The sequence below is a fragment of the Streptomyces sp. ML-6 genome (genome assembly GCF_030116705.1).
Taxonomy (GTDB): Bacteria; Actinomycetota; Actinomycetes; order Streptomycetales; family Streptomycetaceae; genus Streptomyces.
In genome coordinates, this window is sequence record NZ_JAOTIK010000001.1 from 4,731,301 (window position 1) to 4,754,722 (window position 23,422).

Here is a 23,422-nt window from a genome sequence, read left to right on the forward strand (position 1 = left end):
CGGGAGCGGCGGAGGGCGGGGCGGACGGAGGAGCGGCGGGCCGGGCGAGCGGGGGAGCGGCGGCTCATGCCACCCGGTGCGGTCGGTGGGGTGTCGGCTCGCGACACCTGGCGCGGCTGGTGGGGGAGCGGCGGCTCATGCCACCCGGTGCGGTCGGTGGGGTGTCGGCTCGCGACACTCGGCGCGGTCGGTGGGGCGGCGGCGGAAGCGGAGCCTCCGGGCCGTCGCCACGTGCCCGCGTTTGACCGGGCGACCACGCGGGGTAAGATCCTCCGCCCGATTGGCCAGGCCCACACCCCGTGTGGCACACTGACCAGGTTGCTCGGTTGAGTGTCAATGCTGCGCGCCTCCCGCCGGGAGGACTGGAAGCGAGTCCCACAGTACTCGTCGACCCCCTGCGGGTCGGACGTACGGGAATCTTCCGGGAAGCGTCAGCGGGGCATCGGCCAGGCGCCCGGTGGGTGTTTCGCCCCCGGTCCTGCGGTCCTCGGGCCCGCACCCCCTTGGTTGGGAAATCCTTCGGGAGATCTGCGTAGAGGGGATGCGACACGCCCGACCGCGTGGGTCGGAGGTGGAGTCGTAAGAACCCTCGGGTCCCAGAGCGTTAGAGAGAGACAGGACTACTAGTAGCCATGGCGGGACAGAAGATCCGCATCCGGCTCAAGGCCTACGACCACGAGGTCATCGACTCCTCGGCGAAGAAGATCGTCGAGACGGTGACCCGCACTGGTGCGTCGGTCGCGGGCCCGGTGCCGCTGCCCACTGAGAAGAACGTGTACTGCGTCATCAAGTCGCCGCACAAGTACAAGGACTCGCGCGAGCACTTCGAGATGCGCACGCACAAGCGCCTCATCGACATCCTCGACCCCACGCCGAAGACGGTTGACTCGCTGATGCGTCTCGACCTGCCGGCGGGCGTCGACATCGAGATCAAGCTCTGAGGTGACGCGCGAGATGGCTAAGAACATTAAGGGCGTCCTGGGCGAGAAGCTCGGCATGACCCAGGTCTGGGACGAGAACAACCGGGTCGTCCCGGTGACCGTCGTCAAGGCCGGGCCCTGTGTCGTCACCCAGGTCCGCACCAACGACACCGACGGCTACGAGGCAGTCCAGATCGCCTTCGGCGAGATCGACCCCCGCAAGGTGAACAAGCCCCTCAAGGGTCACTTCGCCAAGGCCGACGTGACCCCGCGCCGCCACCTGGTGGAGCTCCGCACCGCCGACGCCAGCGAGTACACGCTCGGCCAGGAAGTCACCGCCGAGGTGTTCGAGTCCGGCGTCAAGGTCGACGTCACGGGCAAGAGCAAGGGCAAGGGCTTCGCCGGTGTCATGAAGCGTCACAACTTCAAGGGCCTCGGCGCCGGTCACGGCACCCAGCGCAAGCACCGCTCTCCCGGTTCCATCGGTGGCTGCGCCACCCCGGGCCGTGTGTTCAAGGGCCTCCGCATGGCGGGCCGCATGGGCAACGAGCGGGTCACCACCCAGAACCTGACCGTTCACGCCGTTGACGCGGAGAAGGGCCTGCTCCTCATCAAGGGCGCAGTCCCCGGTCCGAACGGCGGCCTCGTCCTGGTCCGTACCGCGGCCAAGGGGGCTTGAGGAACCGATGAGCACCATTGACATCCTTTCGCCGGCAGGCGACAAGGCCGGGACCGTCGAGCTCCCCGCGGAGATCTTCGACGCCAAGACCAGCGTTCCGCTGATCCACCAGGTCGTTGTCGCGCAGCTGGCAGCTGCCCGTCAGGGCACGCACAAGACCAAGACCCGCGGCGAAGTCCGTGGTGGCGGCAAGAAGCCGTACCGCCAGAAGGGCACCGGCCGCGCCCGTCAGGGTTCGACCCGCGCTCCGCAGTTCGCCGGCGGTGGCGTCGTCCACGGCCCCGTGCCGCGTGACTACTCGCAGCGGACCCCGAAGAAGATGAAGGCCGCCGCCCTGCGCGGTGCCCTCTCGGACCGGGCCCGTCACTCCCGCATCCACGTCGTCACCGGCGTGGTCGAGGGTGCCGTCTCCACCAAGGCCGCCCGGACGCTGTTCGGCAAGATCTCGGAGCGCAAGAACCTGCTCCTGGTCGCCGACCGCTCCGACGAGGCCGCGTGGCTGTCCGCCCGCAACCTGCCCCAGGTGCACATCCTGGAGCCGGGCCAGCTGAACACGTACGACGTGATCGTCTCTGACGACGTGGTCTTCACCCAGGCCGCCTTCGAGTCCTTCGTGTCTGGCCCCCAGACCGCTGAGACCGAAGGGAGCGACGCCTGATGAGCGAGGCGACCGTTACCAGCAAGACCTTCACGGACCCGCGCGACGTTCTCGTCAAGCCGGTTGTTTCCGAGAAGAGCTACGCGCTGCTCGACGAGAACAAGTACACGTTCATCGTCGCGCCCGGCTCCAACAAGACCCAGATCAAGCAGGCCGTGGAAGCGGTCTTCTCGGTCAAGGTCACCGGGGTCAACACGATCAACCGGCAGGGCAAGCGCAAGCGCACCCGCACCGGTTTCGGCAAGCGCGCCGACACGAAGCGCGCCATCGTGACCCTCGCCGAGGGCGACCGTATCGACATCTTCGGCGGCCCGACCTCCTGACGGAGGTCGAGTCGTCCGGAATCGGACGAGGACTGAGAAATGGGTATCCGCAAGTACAAGCCGACGACCCCGGGCCGTCGTGGCTCCAGCGTCGCCGACTTTGTCGAGATCACGCGGTCCACGCCGGAGAAGTCGCTGGTCCGCCCCCTGCACAGCAAGGGCGGCCGTAACAACGCCGGTCGTGTGACCGTTCGCCACCAGGGCGGTGGCCACAAGCGCGCCTACCGAGTGATCGACTTCCGTCGTCACGACAAGGACGGCGTGCCGGCCAAGGTCGCGCACATCGAGTACGACCCCAACCGCACCGCGCGCATCGCGCTCCTGCACTACGCGGACGGCGAGAAGCGCTACATCATCGCCCCCCGTGGCCTGTCGCAGGGCGACCGTGTCGAGAACGGCCCGGCCGCCGACATCAAGCCCGGCAACAACCTGGCGCTGCGCAACATCCCGGTCGGTACGACCATCCACGCCATCGAGCTGCGGCCCGGCGGCGGCGCGAAGTTCGCCCGCTCCGCGGGTGCCTCCGTGCAGCTGCTGGCGAAGGAGGGCTCCATGGCCCACCTCCGCATGCCGTCCGGTGAGATCCGCCTGGTCGACGCCCGCTGCCGCGCCACGATCGGCGAGGTCGGCAACGCCGAGCAGTCGAACATCAACTGGGGCAAGGCCGGCCGCATGCGCTGGAAGGGCGTCCGCCCGACCGTCCGCGGTGTCGCGATGAACCCGGTTGACCACCCGCACGGTGGTGGTGAGGGCAAGACCTCCGGTGGTCGCCACCCGGTCTCGCCGTGGGGTCAGAAGGAGGGTCGTACTCGTTCGCCGAAGAAGGCATCGAACAAGTACATCGTCCGCCGCCGCAAGACGAACAAGAAGCGCTAGGAGCGGGTTTAGATGCCGCGCAGTCTCAAGAAGGGGCCCTTCGTCGACGGCCACCTCATCAAGAAGGTGGACGCACAGAACGAGGCAGGCACCAAGAACGTCATCAAGACCTGGTCCCGTCGCTCGATGATCGTCCCGGCCATGCTGGGTCACACCATCGCGGTGCACAACGGCAAGATCCACGTCCCGGTGTTCGTCACCGAGTCGATGGTCGGCCACAAGCTCGGCGAGTTCTCGCCGACTCGCACCTTCCGAGGCCACGTCAAGGACGACCGGAAGTCGAAGCGCCGCTAACCGCGGAGTGGAACGACTGATGACTTACACCGAAGGGACAACCATGGAAGCCAGGGCCCAGGCGCGGTACATCCGCGTCACGCCCATGAAGGCCCGCCGCGTGGTGGACCTCATCCGTGGCATGGATGCCACGGAGGCTCAGGCGGTCCTGCGTTTCGCCCCGCAGGCCGCGAGCGTGCCGGTTGGCAAGGTGCTGGACAGCGCCATCGCCAACGCCGCACACAACTACGACCACACCGACGCCTCCACGCTGGTCATCAGCGAGGCGTACGTGGACGAGGGCCCGACCCTGAAGCGGTTCCGTCCGCGTGCCCAGGGCCGTGCCTACCGGATCCGTAAGCGGACCAGCCACATCACCGTGGTCGTCAGCAGCAAGGAAGGAACCCGGTAATGGGCCAGAAGGTAAACCCGCACGGGTTCCGACTCGGCATTACCACGGACTTCAAGTCCCGTTGGTACGCCGACAAGCTGTACAAGGACTACGTCAAGGAAGACGTCGCCATTCGTCGCATGATGACGAAGGGCATGGAGCGGGCCGGCATCTCCAAGGTGGAGATCGAGCGCACCCGCGACCGCGTCCGCGTTGACATCCACACCGCTCGCCCGGGCATCGTCATCGGCCGCCGCGGCGCCGAGGCCGACCGCATCCGCGGCGAGCTGGAGAAGCTGACCGGCAAGCAGGTCCAGCTGAACATCCTCGAGGTCAAGAACCCCGAGGTGGACGCCCAGCTGGTGGCCCAGGCCGTCGCCGAGCAGCTCTCCTCCCGCGTCTCCTTCCGTCGGGCCATGCGCAAGAGCATGCAGAGCTCGATGAAGGCCGGCGCCAAGGGCATCAAGATCCAGTGCGGTGGCCGCCTCGGCGGCGCCGAGATGTCCCGCTCGGAGTTCTACCGCGAGGGCCGTGTGCCCCTGCACACCCTCCGCGCGAACGTCGACTACGGCTTCTTCGAGGCCAAGACGACCTTCGGCCGCATCGGCGTGAAGGTCTGGATCTACAAGGGCGACGTCAAGAACATCGCCGAGGTCCGCGCCGAGAACGCCGCTGCCCGCGCCGGCAACCGCCCGGCCCGTGGCGGCGCCGACCGTCCGGCCGGTCGTGGCCGCGGTGGCGAGCGTGGCGGTCGCGGCCGCAAGCCGCAGCAGCAGTCGGCTCCGGCTGCCGAGGCCACCAAGGCCGAGGCTCCCGCCGCTGCCGCTCCGGCCGCCGAGAGCACCGGAACGGAGGCCTGACCGAAATGCTGATCCCCCGTAGGGTCAAGCACCGCAAGCAGCACCACCCGAAGCGCAGCGGTATGTCCAAGGGTGGCACGCAGGTTGCGTTCGGCGAGTACGGCATCCAGGCGCTGACCCCGGCGTACGTGACGAACCGCCAGATCGAGGCAGCTCGTATCGCGATGACCCGCCACATCAAGCGTGGCGGCAAGGTCTGGATCAACATCTACCCGGACCGCCCCCTGACGAAGAAGCCCGCCGAGACCCGCATGGGTTCCGGTAAGGGTTCTCCCGAGTGGTGGATCGCGAACGTCAAGCCCGGTCGGGTGATGTTCGAGCTGTCCTACCCGAACGAGAAGATTGCTCGTGAGGCGCTCACCCGCGCTGCTCACAAGCTTCCGATGAAGTGCCGCATCGTTCGGCGCGAGGCAGGTGAGGCGTGATGTCGGCCGGAACCAAGGCGTCCGAGCTGCGCGAGCTGGGCAACGAGGAGCTGCTCAACAAGCTCCGCGAGGCCAAGGAAGAGCTGTTCAACCTCCGCTTCCAGGCGGCGACCGGGCAGCTCGAGAACCACGGTCGGCTCAAGTCCGTCCGTAAGGACATCGCCCGGATCTACACCCTGATGCGCGAGCGCGAGCTGGGCATCGAGACGGTGGAGAGCGCCTGATGAGCGAGAAGACTGTGACTGAGACGAACACCGACCGCGGTTTCCGCAAGACCCGTGAGGGTCTGGTCGTCAGCGACAAGATGGACAAGACCGTCGTCGTCGCTGTCGAGGACCGTGTCAAGCACGCGCTGTACGGCAAGGTCATCCGCCGTACGAACAAGCTCAAGGCGCACGACGAGCAGAACGCCGCCGGCGTCGGCGACCGCGTCCTCCTGATGGAGACCCGGCCGCTGTCCGCCACGAAGCGGTGGCGCGTCGTCGAGATCCTCGAGAAGGCCAAGTAATTCCTGAGGGGCATTCCCCTCAGGCAAGTTCCGCCAGGCTCGGCGGGGAGCTGCGCACATCGACTTGCGCAGCCCCCGCCGGGAACCGGCAGACGATCAGGAGATAGACGTGATCCAGCAGGAGTCGCGACTTCGCGTCGCCGACAACACGGGTGCGAAGGAAATCCTCACCATCCGTGTTCTCGGTGGTTCGGGTCGCCGCTACGCGGGCATCGGTGACGTCATCGTCGCCACCGTCAAGGACGCGATCCCCGGTGGCAACGTGAAGAAGGGTGACGTCGTCAAGGCCGTCATCGTTCGCACCGTCAAGGAGCGTCGCCGTCAGGATGGCTCGTACATCCGCTTCGACGAGAACGCCGCCGTCATTCTGAAGAACGACGGTGACCCCCGCGGCACCCGCATCTTCGGCCCCGTGGGCCGGGAACTGCGCGAGAAGAAGTTCATGAAGATCATCTCGCTCGCGCCGGAGGTGCTGTAAGCATGAAGATCAAGAAGGGCGACCTGGTCCAGGTCATCACCGGTAAGGACAAGGGCAAGCAGGGCAAGGTCATCGTGGCCTACCCGGCTCAGGACCGTGTCCTCGTCGAGGGTGTCAACCGGGTCAAGAAGCACACCAAGGCCGGTCAGACGGCTCGCGGTTCGCAGACCGGCGGCATCGTCACCACCGAGGCCCCGATTCACGTCAGCAACGTACAGCTGGTTGTGGAGAAGGACGGCAAGAAGGTCGTCACCCGCGTCGGCTACCGCTTCGACGACGAGGGCAACAAGATCCGCGTTGCCAAGCGGACCGGTGAGGACATCTGATGACTGCCACCACTGCGCCGCGTCTCAAGACGCGCTACCGCGAGGAAATCGCCGGCAAGCTGCGTGAGGAGTTCTCCTACGAGAACGTCATGCAGATCCCCGGCCTGGTCAAGATCGTGGTCAACATGGGTGTGGGCGACGCCGCCCGCGACTCCAAGCTGATCGACGGCGCCGTGCGCGACCTCACCACGATCACCGGCCAGAAGCCCGCCGTCACCAAGGCCCGCAAGTCCATCGCGCAGTTCAAGCTGCGCGAGGGCCAGCCGATCGGCTGCCACGTCACCCTCCGCGGTGACCGGATGTGGGAGTTCCTGGACCGTACGCTGTCGCTCGCGCTGCCGCGTATCCGTGACTTCCGCGGTCTGTCGCCGAAGCAGTTCGACGGCCGTGGCAACTACACCTTCGGTCTCACGGAGCAGGTCATGTTCCACGAGATCGACCAGGACAAGATCGACCGGGTCCGGGGCATGGACATCACCGTGGTCACCACGGCGACCAACGACGACGAGGGTCGTGCTCTCCTTCGTCACCTCGGCTTCCCGTTCAAGGAGAACTGACCGTGGCGAAGAAGGCTCTGATCGCTAAGGCCGCCCGTAAGCCGAAGTTCGGCGTCCGCGGGTACACCCGCTGCCAGCGCTGCGGCCGGCCCCACTCCGTCTACCGCAAGTTCGGCCTGTGCCGCGTGTGCCTCCGTGAGATGGCTCACCGTGGCGAGCTGCCGGGCGTGACCAAGAGCTCCTGGTAACTCTCCTCCGCCCCCCGGGCGTTGGAAGTACCCGGAAGCTCTCGGTAAGCATCTGGTCGGCAGGAGCCCCGCCTTTCATGCCGTAGGCTTGAAGGGTTGGGCGCCTGCCGCCCATGACCGACTTACTACGCCGTAGGTCCCCGCACCGCACCCGTCCCGCCACTGAGTGGGGAGAGGGATGGCGCATACAGGAAACCCCGGCGAGAGAGGCCGAAGGCCAATTCATGACCATGACTGATCCCATCGCAGACATGCTCACGCGTCTGCGCAACGCGAACTCGGCGTACCACGACTCCGTCGTGATGCCGCACAGCAAGATCAAGTCGCACATCGCGGAAATCCTCAAGCAGGAGGGTTTCATCACCGGCTGGAAGGTCGAGGACGCCGAGGTCGGCAAGAACCTCGTCCTCGAGCTGAAGTTCGGTCCGAACCGCGAGCGCTCGATCGCCGGCATCAAGCGCATCTCGAAGCCGGGTCTGCGTGTTTACGCAAAGTCCACCAACCTGCCGAAGGTCCTCGGCGGCCTGGGCGTGGCGATCATCTCCACGTCCCACGGTCTCCTGACCGGCCAGCAGGCTCAGAAGAAGGGCGTAGGTGGGGAAGTCCTCGCCTACGTCTGGTAGTCGGGAACGGAGGAATAGCTCATGTCGCGTATCGGCAAGCTCCCCATCCAGGTTCCCGCCGGTGTGGACGTCACCATCGATGGCCGCACGGTCGCGGTGAAGGGCCCCAAGGGCACCCTCACGCACACCGTCGCGTCGCCGATCGAGGTCACCAAGGGTGAGGACGGCGTTCTCAACGTCACCCGCCCGAACGACGAGCGTCAGAACAAGGCCCTCCACGGCCTGTCCCGCACGCTGGTGGCGAACATGATCACCGGTGTGACCCAGGGATACACCAAGGCGCTCGAGATCAGCGGTGTCGGTTACCGCGTCCAGGCGAAGGGCTCCAACCTGGAGTTCGCCCTGGGCTACAGCCACCCGATCGTCGTCGAGGCGCCGGAAGGCATCACCTTCAAGGTCGAGTCCCCGACCAAGCTGTCCGTCGAGGGCATCGACAAGCAGAAGGTCGGCGAAGTCGCGGCCAACATCCGCAAGCTGCGGAAGCCCGACCCGTACAAGGCGAAGGGCGTCAAGTACGCCGGCGAAGTCATCCGCCGCAAGGTCGGAAAGGCTGGTAAGTAGCCATGGCATACGGCGTGAAGATCGCCAAGGGCGACGCCTACAAGCGTGCCGCCCTCAAGCGTCGCCACATCCGTGTCCGCAAGCACATCTCCGGTACGCCGGAGCGTCCGCGCTTGGTCGTGACGCGGTCCAACCGCCACATGGTGGCCCAGGTCATCGACGACATCGCGGGCCACACGCTCGCGTCGGCGTCGACCCTGGACGTCTCCATCCGTGGTGGCGAGGGCGACAAGAGCACCCAGGCCAAGCAGGTCGGCGCCCTGGTCGCTGAGCGCGCCAAGGCCGCAGGCGTCGAGGCCGTCGTGTTTGACCGCGGTGGTAACCAGTACGCCGGGCGGATTGCCGCTCTGGCTGACGCCGCCCGTGAAGCCGGTCTGAAGTTCTGAGCCCGGTTCCTACGCACAGCGGACGTAACAGAGAGAGGTAAATCCAATGGCTGGACCCCAGCGCCGCGGAAGCGGTGCCGGTGGCGGCGAGCGGCGGGACCGGAAGGGCCGTGACGGCGGCGCAGCTGCCGCCGAGAAGACCGCGTACGTCGAGCGCGTCGTCGCGATCAACCGCGTCGCCAAGGTTGTGAAGGGTGGTCGTCGCTTCAGCTTCACCGCGCTGGTCGTGGTGGGCGACGGTGACGGCACCGTCGGTGTCGGCTACGGCAAGGCCAAGGAAGTTCCCGCGGCCATCGCCAAGGGCGTGGAAGAGGCCAAGAAGAACTTCTTCAAGGTCCCGCGCATCCAGGGCACCATCCCCCACCCGATCCAGGGTGAGAAGGCTGCGGGCGTCGTCCTGCTGAAGCCTGCTTCCCCCGGTACCGGTGTTATCGCCGGTGGCCCGGTGCGCGCCGTCCTGGAGTGCGCCGGCGTTCACGACATCCTGTCGAAGTCGCTCGGCTCCGACAACGCGATCAACATCGTGCACGCGACCGTGGAGGCCCTCAAGGGCCTGCAGCGTCCCGAGGAGATCGCGGCCCGCCGCGGTCTGCCGCTCGAGGACGTCGCCCCCGCGGCTCTGCTCCGTGCGCGTGCGGGAGCGGGTGCGTAATGGCTCGCCTCAAGATCACGCAGACGAAGTCGTACATCGGCAGCAAGCAGAACCACCGCGACACCCTTCGTTCGCTCGGGCTGAAGCGCCTGAACGACGTGGTCGTCAAGGAGGACCGCCCCGAGTTCCGCGGCATGGTGCACACCGTCCGCCACCTCGTGACGGTTGAGGAGGTCGACTGACATGGCGGAGAACAACCCGCTGAAGGCCCATGACCTCCGGCCCGCCCCGGGCGCCAAGACCGCCAAGACCCGTGTGGGTCGTGGTGAGGCGTCCAAGGGTAAGACCGCCGGTCGTGGCACCAAGGGCACCAAGGCCCGTTACCAGGTTCCGGAGCGCTTCGAGGGTGGGCAGATGCCCCTCCACATGCGTCTCCCGAAGCTCAAGGGCTTCAAGAACCCGTTCCGCACCGAGTACCAGGTCGTGAACCTGGACAAGCTCGCGACCCTCTACCCCGAGGGTGGCGAGGTCACCGTGGCCGACCTGGTCGCCAAGGGTGCCGTGCGCAACAACCACCTCGTCAAGGTCCTCGGACAGGGCGAGATCTCCGTGGCGCTGCAGGTTTCGGTTGACGCCGTCTCCGGCTCCGCCAAGGAGAAGATCACCGCCGCCGGCGGTACCGTCACCGAGCTCGTCTGAGACAACTCGATGGCCTGAACATCCGACCGGGGATGCCTCTCAAATGGGGCATCCCCGGTTGGTCGTTCCTAGGGGGGCATGGTCGCCGGTAAGGTGGCGTGCGTTGTTGTGTGGTACCCCCTGGGCACTGCCCGGGACCTTTGACCGTTTACGTATTCGTCGATCCTCAAGACCGTCACCTCTTCGCATTGCGCGGGGGTCGCAGGAGGCACCGTGCTCACCGCGTTCGCCCGGGCGTTCAAGACGCCCGACCTGCGCAAGAAGCTGCTCTTCACGCTCGGCATCATCGTGATCTATCGCCTCGGGGCGCATATCCCGGTACCGGGAGTGAGCTACGAGAATGTCCAGATTTGTGTCGATCAGGCCAGTAAGGGCAATAACAGCCTCTTCGGCCTGGTGAACATGTTCAGCGGTGGTGCACTGCTGCAGATCACGATCTTCGCGCTCGGCATCATGCCGTACATCACGGCCAGCATCATCCTTCAGCTGCTGACCGTCGTCATCCCCCGACTCGAGGCGCTCAAGAAGGAGGGGCAGTCCGGCCAGGCCAAGATCACGCAGTACACGCGTTATCTGACCGTCGCGCTCGCCATCCTCCAGGGCACCGGCCTGGTGGCCACCGCCACCAGCGGTGCGCTCTTCAGCGGCTGCCCGGTCGCCGACCAGATCGTCCCCGACCAGTCGATCTTCACCACCATCGTGATGGTCGTCACGATGACCGCGGGCACTGCGGCCGTCATGTGGCTCGGTGAGCTCATCACCGACCGCGGCATCGGCAACGGCATGTCGATCCTGATGTTCATCTCGATCGCCGCCAGCTTCCCCGGCGCCCTGTGGGCCATCAAGACCAGCGGCAAGCTGGCCGACGGCTGGATCGAGTTCGGCACCGTCATCCTGATCGGCTTCGTGATGGTGGGCCTCGTCGTCTTCGTCGAGCAGGCCCAGCGCCGCATCCCGGTGCAGTACGCGAAGCGCATGATCGGCCGTCGTTCCTACGGCGGTACCTCGACGTACATCCCGCTGAAGGTGAACCAGGCGGGTGTGATCCCCGTCATCTTCGCCTCTTCGCTGCTCTACATCCCCGCCCTGATCGTCCAGTTCTCCAACTCCACCGCGGGCTGGGCGACATGGATCCAGGACCACTTCGTCACGGGCACCCACCCGTACTACATCACCGCGTACTTCCTCCTGATCGTCTTCTTCGCCTTCTTCTATGTGGCGATTTCGTTCAACCCCGAGGAAGTCGCCGACAACATGAAGAAGTATGGTGGCTTCATCCCGGGTATCCGGGCTGGTCGACCTACTGCCGAGTACCTGAGCTACGTGCTCAACAGGATCACTTGGCCGGGCTCGCTGTACCTGGGTCTGATCGCTCTTGTGCCGACGATGGCGTTGGCAGGCTTCAACGGTGCCAACCAGAACTTCCCGTTCGGCGGGACGAGCATCCTGATCATCGTGGGTGTGGGGCTGGAGACCGTGAAGCAGATCGAGAGTCAGCTCCAGCAGCGCAATTACGAAGGGTTCCTCCGCTGATGCGAATCGTCCTCGTCGGGCCGCCCGGTGCCGGCAAGGGAACGCAGGCTGCGTACCTTGCCAAGAACCTGTCGATTCCGCAGATCTCCACGGGCGATCTCTTCCGCGCCAACATCAGCCAGGGCACCGACCTTGGCAAGCAGGCCCGCGCCTACATGGACGCAGGCCAGTTGGTGCCGGACGAGGTCACCATCGGGATGGCCAAGGACCGCATGTCCCAGCCGGACGCCGAGGGCGGCTTCCTGCTGGACGGCTTCCCGCGCAACGTGGGCCAGGCCGAGGCGCTCGACGCCATGCTCAAGGACGAGGGCACCAAGCTCGACGCGGTCCTGGACCTGGAGGTCCCCGAGGACGAGGTGGTCAAGCGCATCGCCGGCCGCCGGATCTGCCGGAACGACGGTTCGCACGTCTTCCACGTGACGTACAACCCGCCGGAGACCGAGGGCCTCTGCGACGTCTGCGGCGGCGAGCTGTACCAGCGGGACGACGACACCGAGGAGACGGTCCGCACCCGGCTGGAGGTCTACCACACCCAGACCGAGCCGATCATCGACTACTACCGGGCCCAGGGCCTGGTGGTCACCATCTCCGCGCTCGGCAAGGTCACCGACGTGACCGAGCGGGCGATGGAGGCACTCAAGTCCGACCGGGGCTGAGCGCCACACCCGCAGTACTCGTGCAGTCGGCCGCGGCGTCCTCGGACGCCGCGGCCGACTGTTTGCGCCGTATCGTTGTCCTGGTACGCCGCATCCCCCGACCGCCGTTCGATCCAGTCCGACGCAGAGAGGCGCCGAGCAATGGTGCAGATCAAGACCCCCGAGCAGATCGCGAAGATGCGCGAGGCGGGGCTGGTGGTCGCTGCCATTCACGCGGCCACCCGTGAGGCGGCGGTGCCCGGTGCCACCACGAGGGACCTGGACCAGGTCGCCCGCAAGGTGATCGCCGATCACGGCGCCAAGTCGAACTTCCTCGGGTACGGCGGTTTCCCCGCGACGATCTGCACCTCGGTCAACGAGGTCGTCGTCCACGGCATCCCGGACGACAAGACCGTCCTCAAGGACGGCGACATCATCTCCATCGACGCCGGGGCCATCGTCGACGGCTGGCACGGCGACGCCGCGTACACCGCCTTCGTCGGCACCGGACACGCCCCGGAACTGGTCGAGCTGTCCAGGGTCACCGAGGAATCCATGTGGGCCGGCATCGCCGCGATGAAGGTGAACAACCGGCTCGTGGACATCTCCAAGGCGATCGAGTCCTACATCCGCCGCCAGCCCCGCCCCGCCACCGGCAAGTACGGGATCATCGAGGACTACGGCGGCCACGGCATCGGCACCGAGATGCACATGGACCCGCACCTGCTGAACTACGTCTCCCGCAAGCGCGGCAAGGGCATCAAGCTGGTCCCCGGCGTCTGCCTGGCCATCGAGCCGATGGTCTCGCTGGGCACGGCGCACACCGAGGTGCTCCAGGACGACTGGACCGTCATCACGACGGACGGCACCTGGTCCTCCCACTGGGAGCACTCGATCGCCCTCACCGAACAGGGCCCCCTGGTCCTGACCGCCCCCGACTGCGGCCGGGCGAAGCTGGCGCAGTACGGCATCGAGGCGGCCCCGGACCCGCTCGGCTGAACCGGCCCGCTCGTGACCGGGCCCCGGACCCGCTAGGCCGGGCCCGGACCGGCCCGGCGCCGGCGGTGAGACCGGTGGGGAACGTGTGGGACGAGTGTTCGACGGGGCCCGTGTGGTGGATTTGACCCGCTTGCGAAGGTCTAAGGATCTCCTCGGCTGGGCAAACTTGACGGATTCGTCTTTTGGGGTTTGCTGACGTAGACTGACTCGTCGGCTCTCGTGCATCAGTGTGTCCACATTCCACATGCGATGACGGAAGTCGATCAAGGTAGCCGATTCGAAAGGCGAAGCGTGGCCAAGAAGCAAGGTGCCATCGAAATTGAGGGCACCGTGATCGAGTCCCTCCCGAACGCCATGTTCAAGGTGGAACTCCAGAACGGTCACAAGGTCCTCGCGCACATCAGCGGCAAGATGCGGATGCACTACATCCGAATCCTTCCGGATGACCGGGTCGTCGTGGAGCTCTCCCCGTACGACCTGACGCGTGGCCGGATCGTCTACCGCTACAAGTAGATCTTGCCTGCACCCCGCCTCGGCGCGGTGATGGCACTGACCCGGAGAACCTGACATCCCATGAAGGTCAAGCCGAGCGTCAAGAAGATCTGCGACAAGTGCAAGGTGATCCGCCGCCACGGCCGGGTCATGGTCATCTGCGACAACCTGCGCCACAAGCAGCGCCAGGGCTGACGCACGACCCCCTGCATCTCGCAGCACTTCGCGCGACGCACGTAACACCGTACATACGCAGAGTCCGTCCAAGCTTCGGCTGACGACACCTCCGGCGGGGGCCGGGGACCCGGACGTACCACCTCTCCCAGGAGGGGTCGGCGGTCGGGAGTGGCACTGCGGAAGACCCCCGACATGACAACTGGAGCCATTGAATGGCACGCGTTTCAGGTGTTGACATCCCGCGCGACAAGCGCGTGGAGGTCGCCCTCACCTACGTCTTCGGCATCGGGCGCACCCGGTCCAAGGAGATCCTCGCCGCCACCGACGTGAACCCGAACACCCGCGTTCGTGACCTGGCCGAAGAGGACCTGGTCAAGATCCGCGAGTACGTGGACGCCAACCTCCGCACCGAGGGTGACCTCCGCCGCGAGATCCAGGCCGACATCCGCCGCAAGGTCGAGATCGGCTGCTACCAGGGTCTGCGTCACCGCCGTGGCCTGCCGGTCCACGGCCAGCGCACCAGCACGAACGCTCGTACCCGCAAGGGCCCGCGTCGCGCGATCGCCGGTAAGAAGAAGCCGGGCAAGAAGTAGTCCTCAGCGGACGCACTGCGGACGTCCGGACCACCGGAACCCGCAGCAACCAGCGGTCTTCGCTGTAGGACCGATCACCTCCCCTCTCCATCTGGAGTCAAGACATGCCCCCCAAGGGTCGTCAGGGCGCTACCAAGAAGGTGCGTCGCAAGGAAAAGAAGAACGTCGCTCACGGCCACGCGCACATCAAGAGCACGTTCAACAACACCATCGTCTCGATCACGGACCCCTCGGGCAACGTGATCTCCTGGGCCTCCGCCGGCCACGTCGGCTTCAAGGGCTCGCGCAAGTCCACCCCCTTCGCCGCGCAGATGGCCGCCGAGTCGGCCGCCCGCCGCGCGCAGGAGCACGGCATGCGCAAGGTCGACGTCTTCGTGAAGGGTCCGGGCTCCGGCCGCGAGACCGCGATCCGTTCGCTCCAGGCCACCGGCCTGGAGGTCGGCTCGATCCAGGACGTCACCCCGACGCCGCACAACGGCTGCCGTCCGCCGAAGCGCCGTCGCGTCTGATCCGTCACGGTCGGTGACGGCCGTGCGTCAGTGACGCGGATCCGGGCGGTATGTCCCTTCCGGGGGCATGCCGCCCGTATCCTTGTTTCATCTGTCGGGCATCAAATAGTGGGTGCCCACGACTGAAGGATCCCAACATGCTTATCGCTCAGCGTCCGTCGCTGACCGAAGAGGTCGTTGACGAGTTCCGCTCCCGGTTCGTCATCGAGCCGCTGGAGCCGGGCTTCGGCTACACCCTCGGCAACTCGCTCCGCCGCACGCTCCTCTCCTCGATCCCCGGTGCCGCCGTCACCAGCATCCGGATCGACGGTGTCCTGCACGAGTTCACCACCGTGCCGGGCGTCAAGGAGGACGTCACCGACCTCATCCTCAACATCAAGCAGCTGGTCGTCTCCTCGGAGCACGACGAGCCGGTCGTGATGTACCTGCGCAAGCAGGGCCCCGGCCTGGTCACCGCTGCCGACATCGCCCCGCCGGCCGGTGTCGAGGTGCACAACCCGGACCTGGTCCTGGCCACGCTCAACGGCAAGGGCAAGCTGGAGATGGAGCTGACCGTCGAGCGCGGTCGCGGCTACGTCTCCGCCGTCCAGAACAAGCAGGTGGGCCAGGAGATCGGCCGCATCCCGGTCGACTCCATCTACTCGCCGGTGCTCAAGGTCACCTACAAGGTCGAGGCGACCCGTGTCGAGCAGCGCACCGACTTCGACAAGCTGATCGTCGACGTCGAGACCAAGCAGGCCATGCGCCCGCGCGACGCCATGGCCTCGGCCGGCAAGACCCTGGTCGAGCTGTTCGGCCTGGCGCGCGAGCTCAACATCGACGCCGAGGGCATCGACATGGGCCCGTCCCCGACGGACGCCGCGCTCGCCGCCGACCTGGCGCTGCCGATCGAGGAGCTGGAGCTCACGGTCCGCTCCTACAACTGCCTCAAGCGCGAGGGCATCCACTCCGTGGGTGAGCTCGTCGCCCGCTCCGAGGCCGACCTGCTCGACATCCGCAACTTCGGTGCGAAGTCGATCGACGAGGTCAAGGCGAAGCTGGCCGGCATGGGCCTGGCCCTCAAGGACAGCCCGCCCGGATTCGACCCGACCGCCGCCGCCGACGCCTTCGGCGCCGACGACGACGCGGACGCCGGTTTCGCCGAGACCGAGCAGTACTGATCCACCTCCCGGCGGGGGTGCCCGGAACCCTGGGCGCCCCCGTGCCGGGACCGGGGCTTGTCCTCGATCGCCGGACGGGCTCGATGTTCCGCTGATGACGGATCTCGAGTGCGCCCGGCGGACTTCTGAATCTTCCGAGTGGCGACCGCTGCCCGGGAACTGACACCGGTACCTGATACGGCCGGTGCAGCACACAAGGAGAAACACCATGCCGAAGCCCACCAAGGGTGCCCGTCTGGGCGGCAGCGCCGCGCACGAGAAGCTTCTTCTCAACAACCTCGCGAAGGCGCTGTTCGAGCACGGCCGCATCACCACGACCGAGGCCAAGGCCCGTCGCCTGCGTCCGATCGCCGAGCGTTTCATCACCAAGGCGAAGAAGGGCGACATCCACAACCGTCGCCTGGTGCTGCAGTCGATCACGGACAAGGGCGTCGTCCACACGCTCTTCACCGAGATCGCCCCGCGGTACGAGAACCGCCCCGGTGGTTACACCCGCATCACCAAGATCGGCAACCGTCGCGGCGACAACGCCCCGATGGCCGTCATCGAGCTGGTCGAGGCGCTGACCGTGGCGCAGCAGGCCACCGGTGAGGCCGAGGCCGCCACCAAGCGTGCGGTCAAGGAGGACGCCCTCAAGAAGGACGCCGCCGAGACCGAGGTCGTCGAGGACGCCAAGCCGGCCGAGGCAGAGGCCGTCGAGGACGCCAAGCCGGCCGACGCCAAGGACGCCTGAGCGTTCTGAGCGCACAGGACGGGCCCGCACCACCCTTCGGGGCGGTGCGGGCCCGTTCCGTATGCACCTGATGTACCTGCACGCACCGGTAGTAAAGGACCCTGGGGTGAGTGACGAAGTGGAGCCCGGCTCCGTACGGCTGCGGCTGGACCTGGCGTACGACGGCAAGGACTTCTCGGGCTGGGCCAAGCAGACCGGGCGGCGGACCGTCCAGGGGGAGATCGAGGACGCGCTGCGGACCGTGACCCGGTCCGGGCGGACGTACGACCTGACGGTCGCCGGCCGCACCGACGCCGGGGTGCACGCCCGGGGCCAGGTCGCCCATGTCGACCTGCCGGCCGAGGTGTGGGAGGAGCACGGGGACAAGCTGCTGCGACGGATGGCCGGGCGGATGGCGCCCGACGTGCGGATCTGGCGGATCGCACCGGCGGCCGACGGGTTCAACGCCCGCTTCTCCGCGCTGTGGCGGCGGTACGCGTACCGGGTCTGCGACCGTCCCGGCGGGGTGGACCCCCTGTTGCGGGGTCATGTGCTGTGGCACGACCGGCCGTTGGACGTCGACGCGATGAACGAGGCGGCCGCCCGGATGACGGGGGAGCACGACTTCGCCGCGTACTGCAAGAAGCGTGAGGGTGCGACGACCATCCGCACGCTGCAGAAGCTGAGTTGGGTGCGGGACGGGGCGAGCGGCATCCTGACGGCGACGGTCCAGGCCGACGCGTTCTGCCACAACATGGTCCGGGCGCTGATCGGCGCGGCGCTCTTCGTCGGTGACGGGCGCCGCCCGGCCGAGTGGCCCGCGCAGGTGCTCGCGGCCGGGGCGCGGGACCCCGGGGTGCACGTGGTGCGCCCGCACGGGCTGACGCTGGAGGAAGTCGCCTACCCCGCCGACGAGTTGCTGGCCGACCGGGCCGTGCAGGCGCGCAATGTGCGCACCCTGCCCGGGGCGGGCTGCTGCTGAGCGGGTGTCAGTTCGCCTCCGGTCCGGGTGGGTTCACCCGGGCCGGAGGTTCGTCCGGGGCGACGGCGGCCGTGCCGCGGGTCCTGCGCCACCGCAGGGCCCGCACCAGCCGGACCGCCAGGTACAGGGCCACCAGCGCGGCCGCCGTCCCGGGGACCGGGCGGACCTCCGGGGGCGACCAGCCGAGCACGGCGGCGGCGGTGAACAGCAGCAGGCCCAGGACGCGCAGCAGCCACCAGCCCGCCCCGCGCGGTTCCCGGGAGCCGGGGGGTGCCGGATGGGCGCCGTCCGGCGTGGTCAGCGTGGAGCGCACCCCGGCCAGCAGGCCGCGGTGGGCGAGGACCCGGGCGCCGGGGAGGGCGTCGAGGACCTCGGGGCGGTCGCCGAAGCCCGGGGGGAGCGGGGGCAGGGAGAGCGCGGCCAGCAGGTCCGCCTGGTGGCGGGACGGGTCACCGGTGGAGCGCAGTACGTGCGTCAGCGGGCGGGGGTCGTCGAGGGCGAAGGCGTGGGACAGGGCCTCGGCCGTGGCGGTGACCGCGGTGTGGTCGGGGGCCGGGGCGGCGGCGTCCCACTCGTGGGCGGCCAGGGGGCGGCCCTTGAGGAACAGGGTGAATCCGCAGCGTTCGGGCGTGCGGCGCAGCACCAGCGTGGGCCACTTCTCGCCGGTGGTGAAGTTGTCGGCCGCCGTGGTCAGCGGGTCCTCCGTGGACAGCAGCGAGCGCTTGGCGGGCCGGGCGTCGGCGACGGCCTCGACGTAGGTGTGCGTGTCGGTGGCCGGGGCGGTGCGCAGGGAGACGCCGCAGACCAGGGCCGCCTGGGCCACGTCCGCCGGGCGGGCCGCCGCTATCGCGACCGCGCAGGGCGCCGCCGGTGCCCACTCGGGGGCGGGGCCGGGGGCGGCGGCGGAGGGCGCGGGGCGGCCGAAGAACGGGGTCCGCGCCGCCAGGTGGACCCGGACGCCCGAGCGGGTGTCCAGGAACTCCTGGCGCGGGTCGTCGCCGAGGTACGCCCAGGGGTACCTGGTGGCGTGGGCGCCGATGGAGCGGAAGACGTCGAGCGCCTCCTCCCAGCGCTCCTCGCGCAGCAGCATCAGGACGAGGCAGTTGCGGAAGCCGGCCGCCTCCGGGCTGCCCGGCCCGTACGCGGCGGAGAGGTCCAGGGCGCGGGTGACCGCGGCGTCGAGGCGGGGCGCGTACGGGTCGGGGCCGTCGTCCGGCGGCCCGGCCGCCAGGACCGCGTACTCCAGCGCCGCGAACAGCGGCAGCGCGTGCAGTTTCGACCCGGGCGGGGCGGTGTCGGCGGCGCCCTCGGCGAAACCGAACATCTCCTCGTGCGAGCCGTGCCACTTCGCGCACAGGTACTGCAGGGCCGCTGCGTGGCAGCCGTAGTGGTGCGGGTCGCGGGCCATGACCTGGGCCCAGTAGTCGTCGAAGACCGGGCGGGGGGCCTGGCTGCCCACCGCGTGGGTCAGGGCGAGGCGCCACGGCACGGGGTCGGCGGGGTTGAGCTCCGCCGCCCGGCCGATCACCGGGGCGGCGTCCTCCAGGAGCGCGAAGAAGGCCCGGAACTGGTCGTGCGAGACCTGGTCGGCGCGGTCCGCGGTGCGGATCTCCCACGCCCGGTCGATCAGCAGGGCGGCGCCGACCAGGGCCGCGTCCGGGTCGTCGGGCAGCTCGTCCTGCCAGGCGTCCAGCCAGCCGGGGTTGTGCAGGGCGGCCGCGGCGAGGCGGCAGACGTAGCCGTCCCTCAGCTCCCACTGGGCGTGCTCGCGGGTCGCGGCGAGCAGGGCGCGGGCGGGGCCGTGGTCGCCCCGGGCGGCCGAGGTCAGGGCGGCGCGCAGCGCGGGGTCCGGGGCGTCGACGACGACCGCCTCGTCCGGCGGCAGGTCGGCGCCGATGGCGGCGCTGTGGCGCAGTACCCGGGGGAGGGTGAGGAGGAACGGGAGGCGCACGTGGGTCCCCGGCCGCGTCAGCCGGTGGCCGCGGTCGCCGCCGCCGAGGCCTGGAGCTCGCCGCGGTGGTGGATCTGACGGAACGTGAAGTTCGTCAGGTCGTTGCCGGTGGTGTAGACGTTCTTGTCGGCGGTGGTGACGCTCTTGCCGTTGGTGAACCCGCTGATGGCGAAGTAGGCGTAACGGCCGTAGGAGTTGGCGGTGCGGCGGCAGACGGAGCCGGCGGGGCAGAAGGAGGGCACTCCCGCGCCGCTCAGGGTGGCGATGCTGCCGGACGCCTGCTGGGCCGCCTTCTTGGCCCGGGCCTCCGTCTCGAAGACCGCGACGCCGATGGTGGCGGCGACGCCGTCCTTGCTGTACGTCGCCCGGATCACCTGCTGGCAGCCGTTGTTCACGAGGATCGAGCCGAGCGCGCCCTTGGTGGTGGCGGCGCAGTTCTTGGTCTGCTGGGTCGCGCCCTTGACGTAGACGCGGTCGCCCATCGTCAGTTTCTTGCCGGGGAAGAAGGCGTCGGCGGTGATCGGCGCCCGGTCCTTCTTCCCGCTGGATATGTAGTCCTTCGGGTTCGGCGGGGGCGGCGGTGCCACCGAGGAGAAGGACGGTTCGGGCTCGGCGGTCTCGTTCGGCAGCTCGGACGGCGCGGGCAGTTCGCTCGCGTGCTTGCCCGATCCGGCGGAGCGGTTGTTCTTGTCGGTGGAGATGACCGCCGTGGCCACGATCGCGCCGACCGCCGCGGTGGCGAGCACCCCCCCGCCGATCAGCAGCCACTTCTTGCGCCGGTTGCGTGCGGCGGAGGCGTCGGCCAGCGCCGCCCAGTCAGGGGTCTGTGCGTCCCCGGGCCCCCAGGAGGGCCCCCCATGCCCAAAGCTCATGCGGCGAATCCTAATGTGCCCCCCGGTCCCGGCGGCGAGCGGAACGTAAACCGGTTGGGCGGGGCTTCGCGGACCGTGACAATGCTGTGCATGGGACATCTCGAAGCGGGCCACCTTGAGTACTACCTACCGGACGGGCGGGTACTGCTCGGTGATGCCTCGTTCAGGGTGGCGGACGGGGCGGTGGCCGCCCTCGTGGGGGCCAACGGCGCCGGGAAGACGACCCTGCTGCGGCTGCTCTCCGGGGAGATCCAGCCGCACGGCGGCACCGTCTCGGTGAGCGGCGGGCTCGGGGTGATGCCGCAGTTCGTGGGCTCGGTGCGGGACGGGCGCACGGTCCGGGACCTGCTCGTCTCGGTGTCCCAGCCCCGCATCCGGGAGGCGGCCCTGGCGGTCGACCGGGCCGAGGAGCTGATCCTCACCGTCGACGACGAGGCCGCGCAGATGAAGTACGCGCAGGCCCTGAGCGACTGGGCGGAGGCCCGCGGCTACGAGGCCGAGACCGTCTGGGACATGTGCACCACGGCCGCGCTCGGCGTCCCGTACGAGAAGGCGCAGTGGCGCGAGGTGCGCACCCTGTCCGGCGGGGAGCAGAAGCGGCTGGTGCTGGAGGCGCTGCTGCGCGGGCCCGACGAGGTGCTGCTGCTCGACGAGCCGGACAACTACCTCGACGTGCCCGGCAAGCGGTGGCTGGAGGAGCGGCTGAAGGAGACCCGCAAGACGGTCCTGTTCGTCTCCCACGACCGCGAGCTGCTGGCCCGCGCCGCCGAGAAGATCATCAGTGTGGAGCCCAGCCCGGCGGGCAGCGACGTATGGGTGCACGGCGCCGGCTTCGACACGTACCACCAGGCGCGCAAGGACCGGTTCGCCCGGTTCGAGGAGCTGCTGCGGCGCTGGGAGGAGGAGCACGCCCGGCTGAAGGCGCTGGTCCTCCGGCTCCGGCAGCAGGCGGCGAACAGCCCCGACATGGCGTCCCGCTACCGGGCGATGCAGACCCGCTTCAAGAAGTTCGAGGACGCCGGTCCGCCGCCGGAGCCGCCGCGCGAGCAGGACATCAGGATGCGGCTGCGCGGCGGCCGGACCGGGGTGCGGGCGGTGACCTGCGAGAAGCTTGAGCTGACCGGGCTGATGAAGCCGTTCGACCTGGAGGTCTTCTACGGGGAACGGGTCGCCGTCCTCGGTTCGAACGGCTCCGGCAAGTCGCACTTCCTACGCCTCCTGGCGGGCGAGCAGGTGGCGCACACGGGTCAGTGGAAGCTCGGGGCGCGGGTCGTGCCCGGACACTTCGCGCAGACCCACGCCCACCCGGAGCTGCTGGGGCACACGCTCGTCGAGATCCTGTGGACCGAGCACGCCAGGGACCGCGGCGGCGCGATGTCGGTGCTGCGCCGCTACGAGCTGGAGCGCCAGGGCGACCAGCCCTTCGAGAAGCTGTCCGGCGGCCAGCAGGCCCGTTTCCAGATCCTGCTCCTGGAGCTGGCCGGCACGACCGCGCTGCTGCTCGACGAGCCCACGGACAACCTCGACCTGGAGTCGGCCGAGGCGCTTCAGGACGGGCTGGAGGCGTACGAGGGGACGGTGCTGGCGGTCACGCACGACCGCTGGTTCGCGAAGTCCTTCGACCGCTATCTGGTCTTCGGTTCCGACGGGGTGGTGCGCGAGACGCGGGAGCCGGTGTGGGACGAGCGCCGGGTGGAGCGGGCGCGGTAGGGCTCCGGGGGAGCGCTGGGGCCGGGGTGCCGGGGGTGGAGGCGGCCGGCCCCCGGTGCCGCCCCGGCCGACGCGTTTTGACCCGTCCGGGGCGGGGCGGGTAATGTCGACTGCTGTTATGCGTATGGGCTGCGTGTTCTCACGCGAAGAGCCCTTGCGCAAGTTCTCTGGAGCAGTTACCAGTGGCTCGCATACGGGCGTGTTCCCGGCATTGTGTGCCCCAGCTGCATGATCGCTTCAGAGGTGTCGTGTGTATGGACCCCATCCACTGAAGAAGCGAAGGCTACGAAGTGCGTACGTACAGCCCCAAGCCCGGCGATGTCACTCGCCAGTGGCACATCATCGACGCTCAGGACGTCGTCCTGGGTCGTCTGGCCACCACGGCTGCGAACCTTCTCCGCGGTAAGCACAAGCCGATCTACGCCCCCCACATGGACATGGGCGACTTCGTCATCATCATCAACGCCGACAAGGTTCACCTGTCCGGCAACAAGAAGACCCAGAAGATGGCGTACCGCCACTCCGGGTTCCCGGGTGGTCTGCGCTCCGTCCGTTACGACGAGCTGCTCGCCAAGAGCCCCGAGAAGGCCGTCGAGAAGGCCATCAAGGGCATGATCCCCAAGAACAGCCTGGGCCGCCAGATGCTCTCGAAGCTCAAGGTCTACGCGGGCGACCAGCACCCGCACGCTGCTCAGCAGCCGGTCCCGTTCGAGATCACCCAGGTCGCGCAGTAGTTCCGGCCTCCCCCTAAGACCAAAAGAAAGATCTGAGGAG

At 68.3% G+C, this 23,422-nt stretch carries 35 protein-coding genes; 33 read left to right on the plus strand and 2 right to left on the minus strand.

Annotated elements, in window-relative coordinates; all coding sequences use genetic code 11:
- Positions 1 to 632 precede the first annotated feature (632 nt).
- From rpsJ to truA, 31 genes are all read left to right on the plus strand, one after another.
- Positions 633 to 941 carry a 30S ribosomal protein S10 gene (gene rpsJ / locus OCT49_RS21170; RefSeq protein ID WP_003948644.1) on the plus strand — a complete coding sequence of 103 codons (309 nt, stop codon included), beginning with the start codon at positions 633 to 635 and terminating at the stop codon, positions 939 to 941.
- Positions 942 to 954: 13 nt separating this feature from the next.
- Complete coding sequence (gene rplC / locus OCT49_RS21175) at positions 955 to 1,599, plus strand: 50S ribosomal protein L3 (RefSeq protein ID WP_148838704.1); 645 nt, start codon at positions 955 to 957, stop codon at positions 1,597 to 1,599.
- Between the two features lie 7 nt (positions 1,600 to 1,606).
- On the plus strand, positions 1,607 to 2,257 hold the full coding sequence (rplD, locus tag OCT49_RS21180; protein ID WP_283853423.1) for a 50S ribosomal protein L4: 651 nt from the start codon (positions 1,607 to 1,609) through the stop codon (positions 2,255 to 2,257).
- Positions 2,257 to 2,580: a 50S ribosomal protein L23 gene (gene rplW / locus OCT49_RS21185; protein ID WP_148838706.1), complete on the plus strand. Its 324-nt coding sequence runs from the start codon at positions 2,257 to 2,259 to the stop codon at positions 2,578 to 2,580. The genes rplD and rplW overlap by 1 nt, the downstream gene beginning before the upstream one ends.
- 39 nt (positions 2,581 to 2,619) lie before the next feature.
- Positions 2,620 to 3,456 carry a 50S ribosomal protein L2 gene (gene rplB, locus OCT49_RS21190; protein WP_283853424.1) on the plus strand — a complete coding sequence of 279 codons (837 nt, stop codon included), beginning with the start codon at positions 2,620 to 2,622 and terminating at the stop codon, positions 3,454 to 3,456.
- A gap of 12 nt (positions 3,457 to 3,468) precedes the next feature.
- Complete coding sequence (gene rpsS, locus OCT49_RS21195; protein WP_283853425.1) at positions 3,469 to 3,750, plus strand: 30S ribosomal protein S19; 282 nt, start codon at positions 3,469 to 3,471, stop codon at positions 3,748 to 3,750.
- A 43-nt stretch (positions 3,751 to 3,793) separates the two neighbouring features.
- The gene (rplV, locus tag OCT49_RS21200) at positions 3,794 to 4,141 is read left to right on the plus strand and encodes a 50S ribosomal protein L22 (protein WP_009997296.1); all 348 of its coding nucleotides are present in this window, start codon (positions 3,794 to 3,796) and stop codon (positions 4,139 to 4,141) included.
- Positions 4,141 to 4,980, plus strand: a complete 840-nt coding sequence (rpsC, locus tag OCT49_RS21205; protein WP_283853426.1) for a 30S ribosomal protein S3 — start codon at positions 4,141 to 4,143, stop codon at positions 4,978 to 4,980. The genes rplV and rpsC overlap by 1 nt, the downstream gene beginning before the upstream one ends.
- Before the next feature lie 5 nt (positions 4,981 to 4,985).
- Positions 4,986 to 5,405, plus strand: coding sequence for a 50S ribosomal protein L16 (rplP, locus tag OCT49_RS21210; RefSeq protein ID WP_072485538.1), 420 nt, complete (start codon positions 4,986 to 4,988; stop codon positions 5,403 to 5,405).
- A complete protein-coding gene (gene rpmC / locus OCT49_RS21215) occupies positions 5,405 to 5,629 on the plus strand; it encodes a 50S ribosomal protein L29 (RefSeq protein WP_015035581.1) in 225 nt (74 codons plus the stop codon). The genes rplP and rpmC overlap by 1 nt, the downstream gene beginning before the upstream one ends.
- The gene (gene rpsQ / locus OCT49_RS21220) at positions 5,629 to 5,913 is read left to right on the plus strand and encodes a 30S ribosomal protein S17 (RefSeq protein ID WP_030977953.1); all 285 of its coding nucleotides are present in this window, start codon (positions 5,629 to 5,631) and stop codon (positions 5,911 to 5,913) included. Before rpmC ends, rpsQ begins: the two co-directional genes overlap by 1 nt.
- 109 nt (positions 5,914 to 6,022) lie before the next feature.
- Positions 6,023 to 6,391 carry a 50S ribosomal protein L14 gene (gene rplN / locus OCT49_RS21225; protein ID WP_003966950.1) on the plus strand — a complete coding sequence of 123 codons (369 nt, stop codon included), beginning with the start codon at positions 6,023 to 6,025 and terminating at the stop codon, positions 6,389 to 6,391.
- Between the two features lie 2 nt (positions 6,392 to 6,393).
- Entirely contained in the window at positions 6,394 to 6,717 is a 324-nt protein-coding gene (gene rplX, locus OCT49_RS21230) for a 50S ribosomal protein L24 (RefSeq protein WP_073786786.1), read from the plus strand.
- The gene (gene rplE / locus OCT49_RS21235; RefSeq protein WP_037688009.1) at positions 6,717 to 7,274 is read left to right on the plus strand and encodes a 50S ribosomal protein L5; all 558 of its coding nucleotides are present in this window, start codon (positions 6,717 to 6,719) and stop codon (positions 7,272 to 7,274) included. The genes rplX and rplE overlap by 1 nt, the downstream gene beginning before the upstream one ends.
- A 2-nt stretch (positions 7,275 to 7,276) precedes the next feature.
- Complete coding sequence (locus OCT49_RS21240) at positions 7,277 to 7,462, plus strand: type Z 30S ribosomal protein S14 (RefSeq protein WP_003948630.1); 186 nt, start codon at positions 7,277 to 7,279, stop codon at positions 7,460 to 7,462.
- A gap of 224 nt (positions 7,463 to 7,686) precedes the next feature.
- Positions 7,687 to 8,085: a 30S ribosomal protein S8 gene (rpsH, locus tag OCT49_RS21245; protein WP_042812335.1), complete on the plus strand. Its 399-nt coding sequence runs from the start codon at positions 7,687 to 7,689 to the stop codon at positions 8,083 to 8,085.
- A gap of 21 nt (positions 8,086 to 8,106) precedes the next feature.
- Entirely contained in the window at positions 8,107 to 8,646 is a 540-nt protein-coding gene (gene rplF / locus OCT49_RS21250) for a 50S ribosomal protein L6 (RefSeq protein WP_073786788.1), read from the plus strand.
- A gap of 2 nt (positions 8,647 to 8,648) precedes the next feature.
- On the plus strand, positions 8,649 to 9,032 hold the full coding sequence (gene rplR / locus OCT49_RS21255; protein ID WP_283853427.1) for a 50S ribosomal protein L18: 384 nt from the start codon (positions 8,649 to 8,651) through the stop codon (positions 9,030 to 9,032).
- Between the two features lie 46 nt (positions 9,033 to 9,078).
- Positions 9,079 to 9,684: a 30S ribosomal protein S5 gene (rpsE, locus tag OCT49_RS21260; RefSeq protein WP_072485533.1), complete on the plus strand. Its 606-nt coding sequence runs from the start codon at positions 9,079 to 9,081 to the stop codon at positions 9,682 to 9,684.
- Positions 9,684 to 9,866: a 50S ribosomal protein L30 gene (gene rpmD, locus OCT49_RS21265; RefSeq protein WP_005313525.1), complete on the plus strand. Its 183-nt coding sequence runs from the start codon at positions 9,684 to 9,686 to the stop codon at positions 9,864 to 9,866. Before rpsE ends, rpmD begins: the two co-directional genes overlap by 1 nt.
- Before the next feature lies 1 nt (position 9,867).
- Positions 9,868 to 10,323 carry a 50S ribosomal protein L15 gene (rplO, locus tag OCT49_RS21270; protein ID WP_283853428.1) on the plus strand — a complete coding sequence of 152 codons (456 nt, stop codon included), beginning with the start codon at positions 9,868 to 9,870 and terminating at the stop codon, positions 10,321 to 10,323.
- A gap of 213 nt (positions 10,324 to 10,536) precedes the next feature.
- Positions 10,537 to 11,856 carry a preprotein translocase subunit SecY gene (gene secY / locus OCT49_RS21275; protein WP_283853429.1) on the plus strand — a complete coding sequence of 440 codons (1,320 nt, stop codon included), beginning with the start codon at positions 10,537 to 10,539 and terminating at the stop codon, positions 11,854 to 11,856.
- On the plus strand, positions 11,856 to 12,512 hold the full coding sequence (locus tag OCT49_RS21280) for an adenylate kinase (protein WP_283853430.1): 657 nt from the start codon (positions 11,856 to 11,858) through the stop codon (positions 12,510 to 12,512). The genes secY and OCT49_RS21280 overlap by 1 nt, the downstream gene beginning before the upstream one ends.
- 141 nt (positions 12,513 to 12,653) lie before the next feature.
- Positions 12,654 to 13,490, plus strand: coding sequence for a type I methionyl aminopeptidase (gene map / locus OCT49_RS21285; protein WP_283853431.1), 837 nt, complete (start codon positions 12,654 to 12,656; stop codon positions 13,488 to 13,490).
- A gap of 291 nt (positions 13,491 to 13,781) precedes the next feature.
- Positions 13,782 to 14,003: a translation initiation factor IF-1 gene (gene infA, locus OCT49_RS21290; RefSeq protein ID WP_003956442.1), complete on the plus strand. Its 222-nt coding sequence runs from the start codon at positions 13,782 to 13,784 to the stop codon at positions 14,001 to 14,003.
- A 60-nt stretch (positions 14,004 to 14,063) separates the two neighbouring features.
- The gene (gene rpmJ / locus OCT49_RS21295) at positions 14,064 to 14,177 is read left to right on the plus strand and encodes a 50S ribosomal protein L36 (RefSeq protein ID WP_003956441.1); all 114 of its coding nucleotides are present in this window, start codon (positions 14,064 to 14,066) and stop codon (positions 14,175 to 14,177) included.
- Between the two features lie 194 nt (positions 14,178 to 14,371).
- Positions 14,372 to 14,752 (plus strand): 30S ribosomal protein S13, encoded by a 381-nt coding sequence (gene rpsM, locus OCT49_RS21300; protein WP_283853432.1) that lies wholly within the window; start codon positions 14,372 to 14,374, stop codon positions 14,750 to 14,752.
- A 104-nt stretch (positions 14,753 to 14,856) separates the two neighbouring features.
- Positions 14,857 to 15,261, plus strand: a complete 405-nt coding sequence (gene rpsK / locus OCT49_RS21305; RefSeq protein WP_125496499.1) for a 30S ribosomal protein S11 — start codon at positions 14,857 to 14,859, stop codon at positions 15,259 to 15,261.
- Between the two features lie 137 nt (positions 15,262 to 15,398).
- Complete coding sequence (locus tag OCT49_RS21310) at positions 15,399 to 16,421, plus strand: DNA-directed RNA polymerase subunit alpha (protein WP_073786804.1); 1,023 nt, start codon at positions 15,399 to 15,401, stop codon at positions 16,419 to 16,421.
- 208 nt (positions 16,422 to 16,629) lie between these two features.
- Positions 16,630 to 17,154: a 50S ribosomal protein L17 gene (rplQ, locus tag OCT49_RS21315; protein WP_283853433.1), complete on the plus strand. Its 525-nt coding sequence runs from the start codon at positions 16,630 to 16,632 to the stop codon at positions 17,152 to 17,154.
- 106 nt (positions 17,155 to 17,260) lie between these two features.
- Positions 17,261 to 18,115 (plus strand): tRNA pseudouridine(38-40) synthase TruA, encoded by an 855-nt coding sequence (gene truA, locus OCT49_RS21320; RefSeq protein ID WP_283853434.1) that lies wholly within the window; start codon positions 17,261 to 17,263, stop codon positions 18,113 to 18,115.
- A 7-nt stretch (positions 18,116 to 18,122) separates the two neighbouring features.
- Here truA and OCT49_RS21325 read toward each other — a convergent pair whose 3' ends face one another.
- Both OCT49_RS21325 and OCT49_RS21330 read right to left on the minus strand, forming a co-directional pair.
- Positions 18,123 to 20,066: a hypothetical protein gene (locus OCT49_RS21325; protein WP_283853435.1), complete on the minus strand. Its 1,944-nt coding sequence runs from the start codon at positions 20,064 to 20,066 to the stop codon at positions 18,123 to 18,125.
- A gap of 17 nt (positions 20,067 to 20,083) precedes the next feature.
- Entirely contained in the window at positions 20,084 to 20,938 is an 855-nt protein-coding gene (locus OCT49_RS21330; RefSeq protein ID WP_283853436.1) for a hypothetical protein, read from the minus strand.
- Positions 20,939 to 21,019: 81 nt separating this feature from the next.
- Between OCT49_RS21330 and OCT49_RS21335 the strand changes: the two genes are divergently transcribed.
- Together OCT49_RS21335 and rplM are read left to right on the plus strand one after the other, a co-directional pair.
- Positions 21,020 to 22,648, plus strand: coding sequence for an ABC-F family ATP-binding cassette domain-containing protein (locus OCT49_RS21335; RefSeq protein WP_283853437.1), 1,629 nt, complete (start codon positions 21,020 to 21,022; stop codon positions 22,646 to 22,648).
- A 290-nt stretch (positions 22,649 to 22,938) separates the two neighbouring features.
- Positions 22,939 to 23,382, plus strand: a complete 444-nt coding sequence (rplM, locus tag OCT49_RS21340; RefSeq protein WP_283853438.1) for a 50S ribosomal protein L13 — start codon at positions 22,939 to 22,941, stop codon at positions 23,380 to 23,382.
- Positions 23,383 to 23,422: the final 40 nt, after the last annotated feature.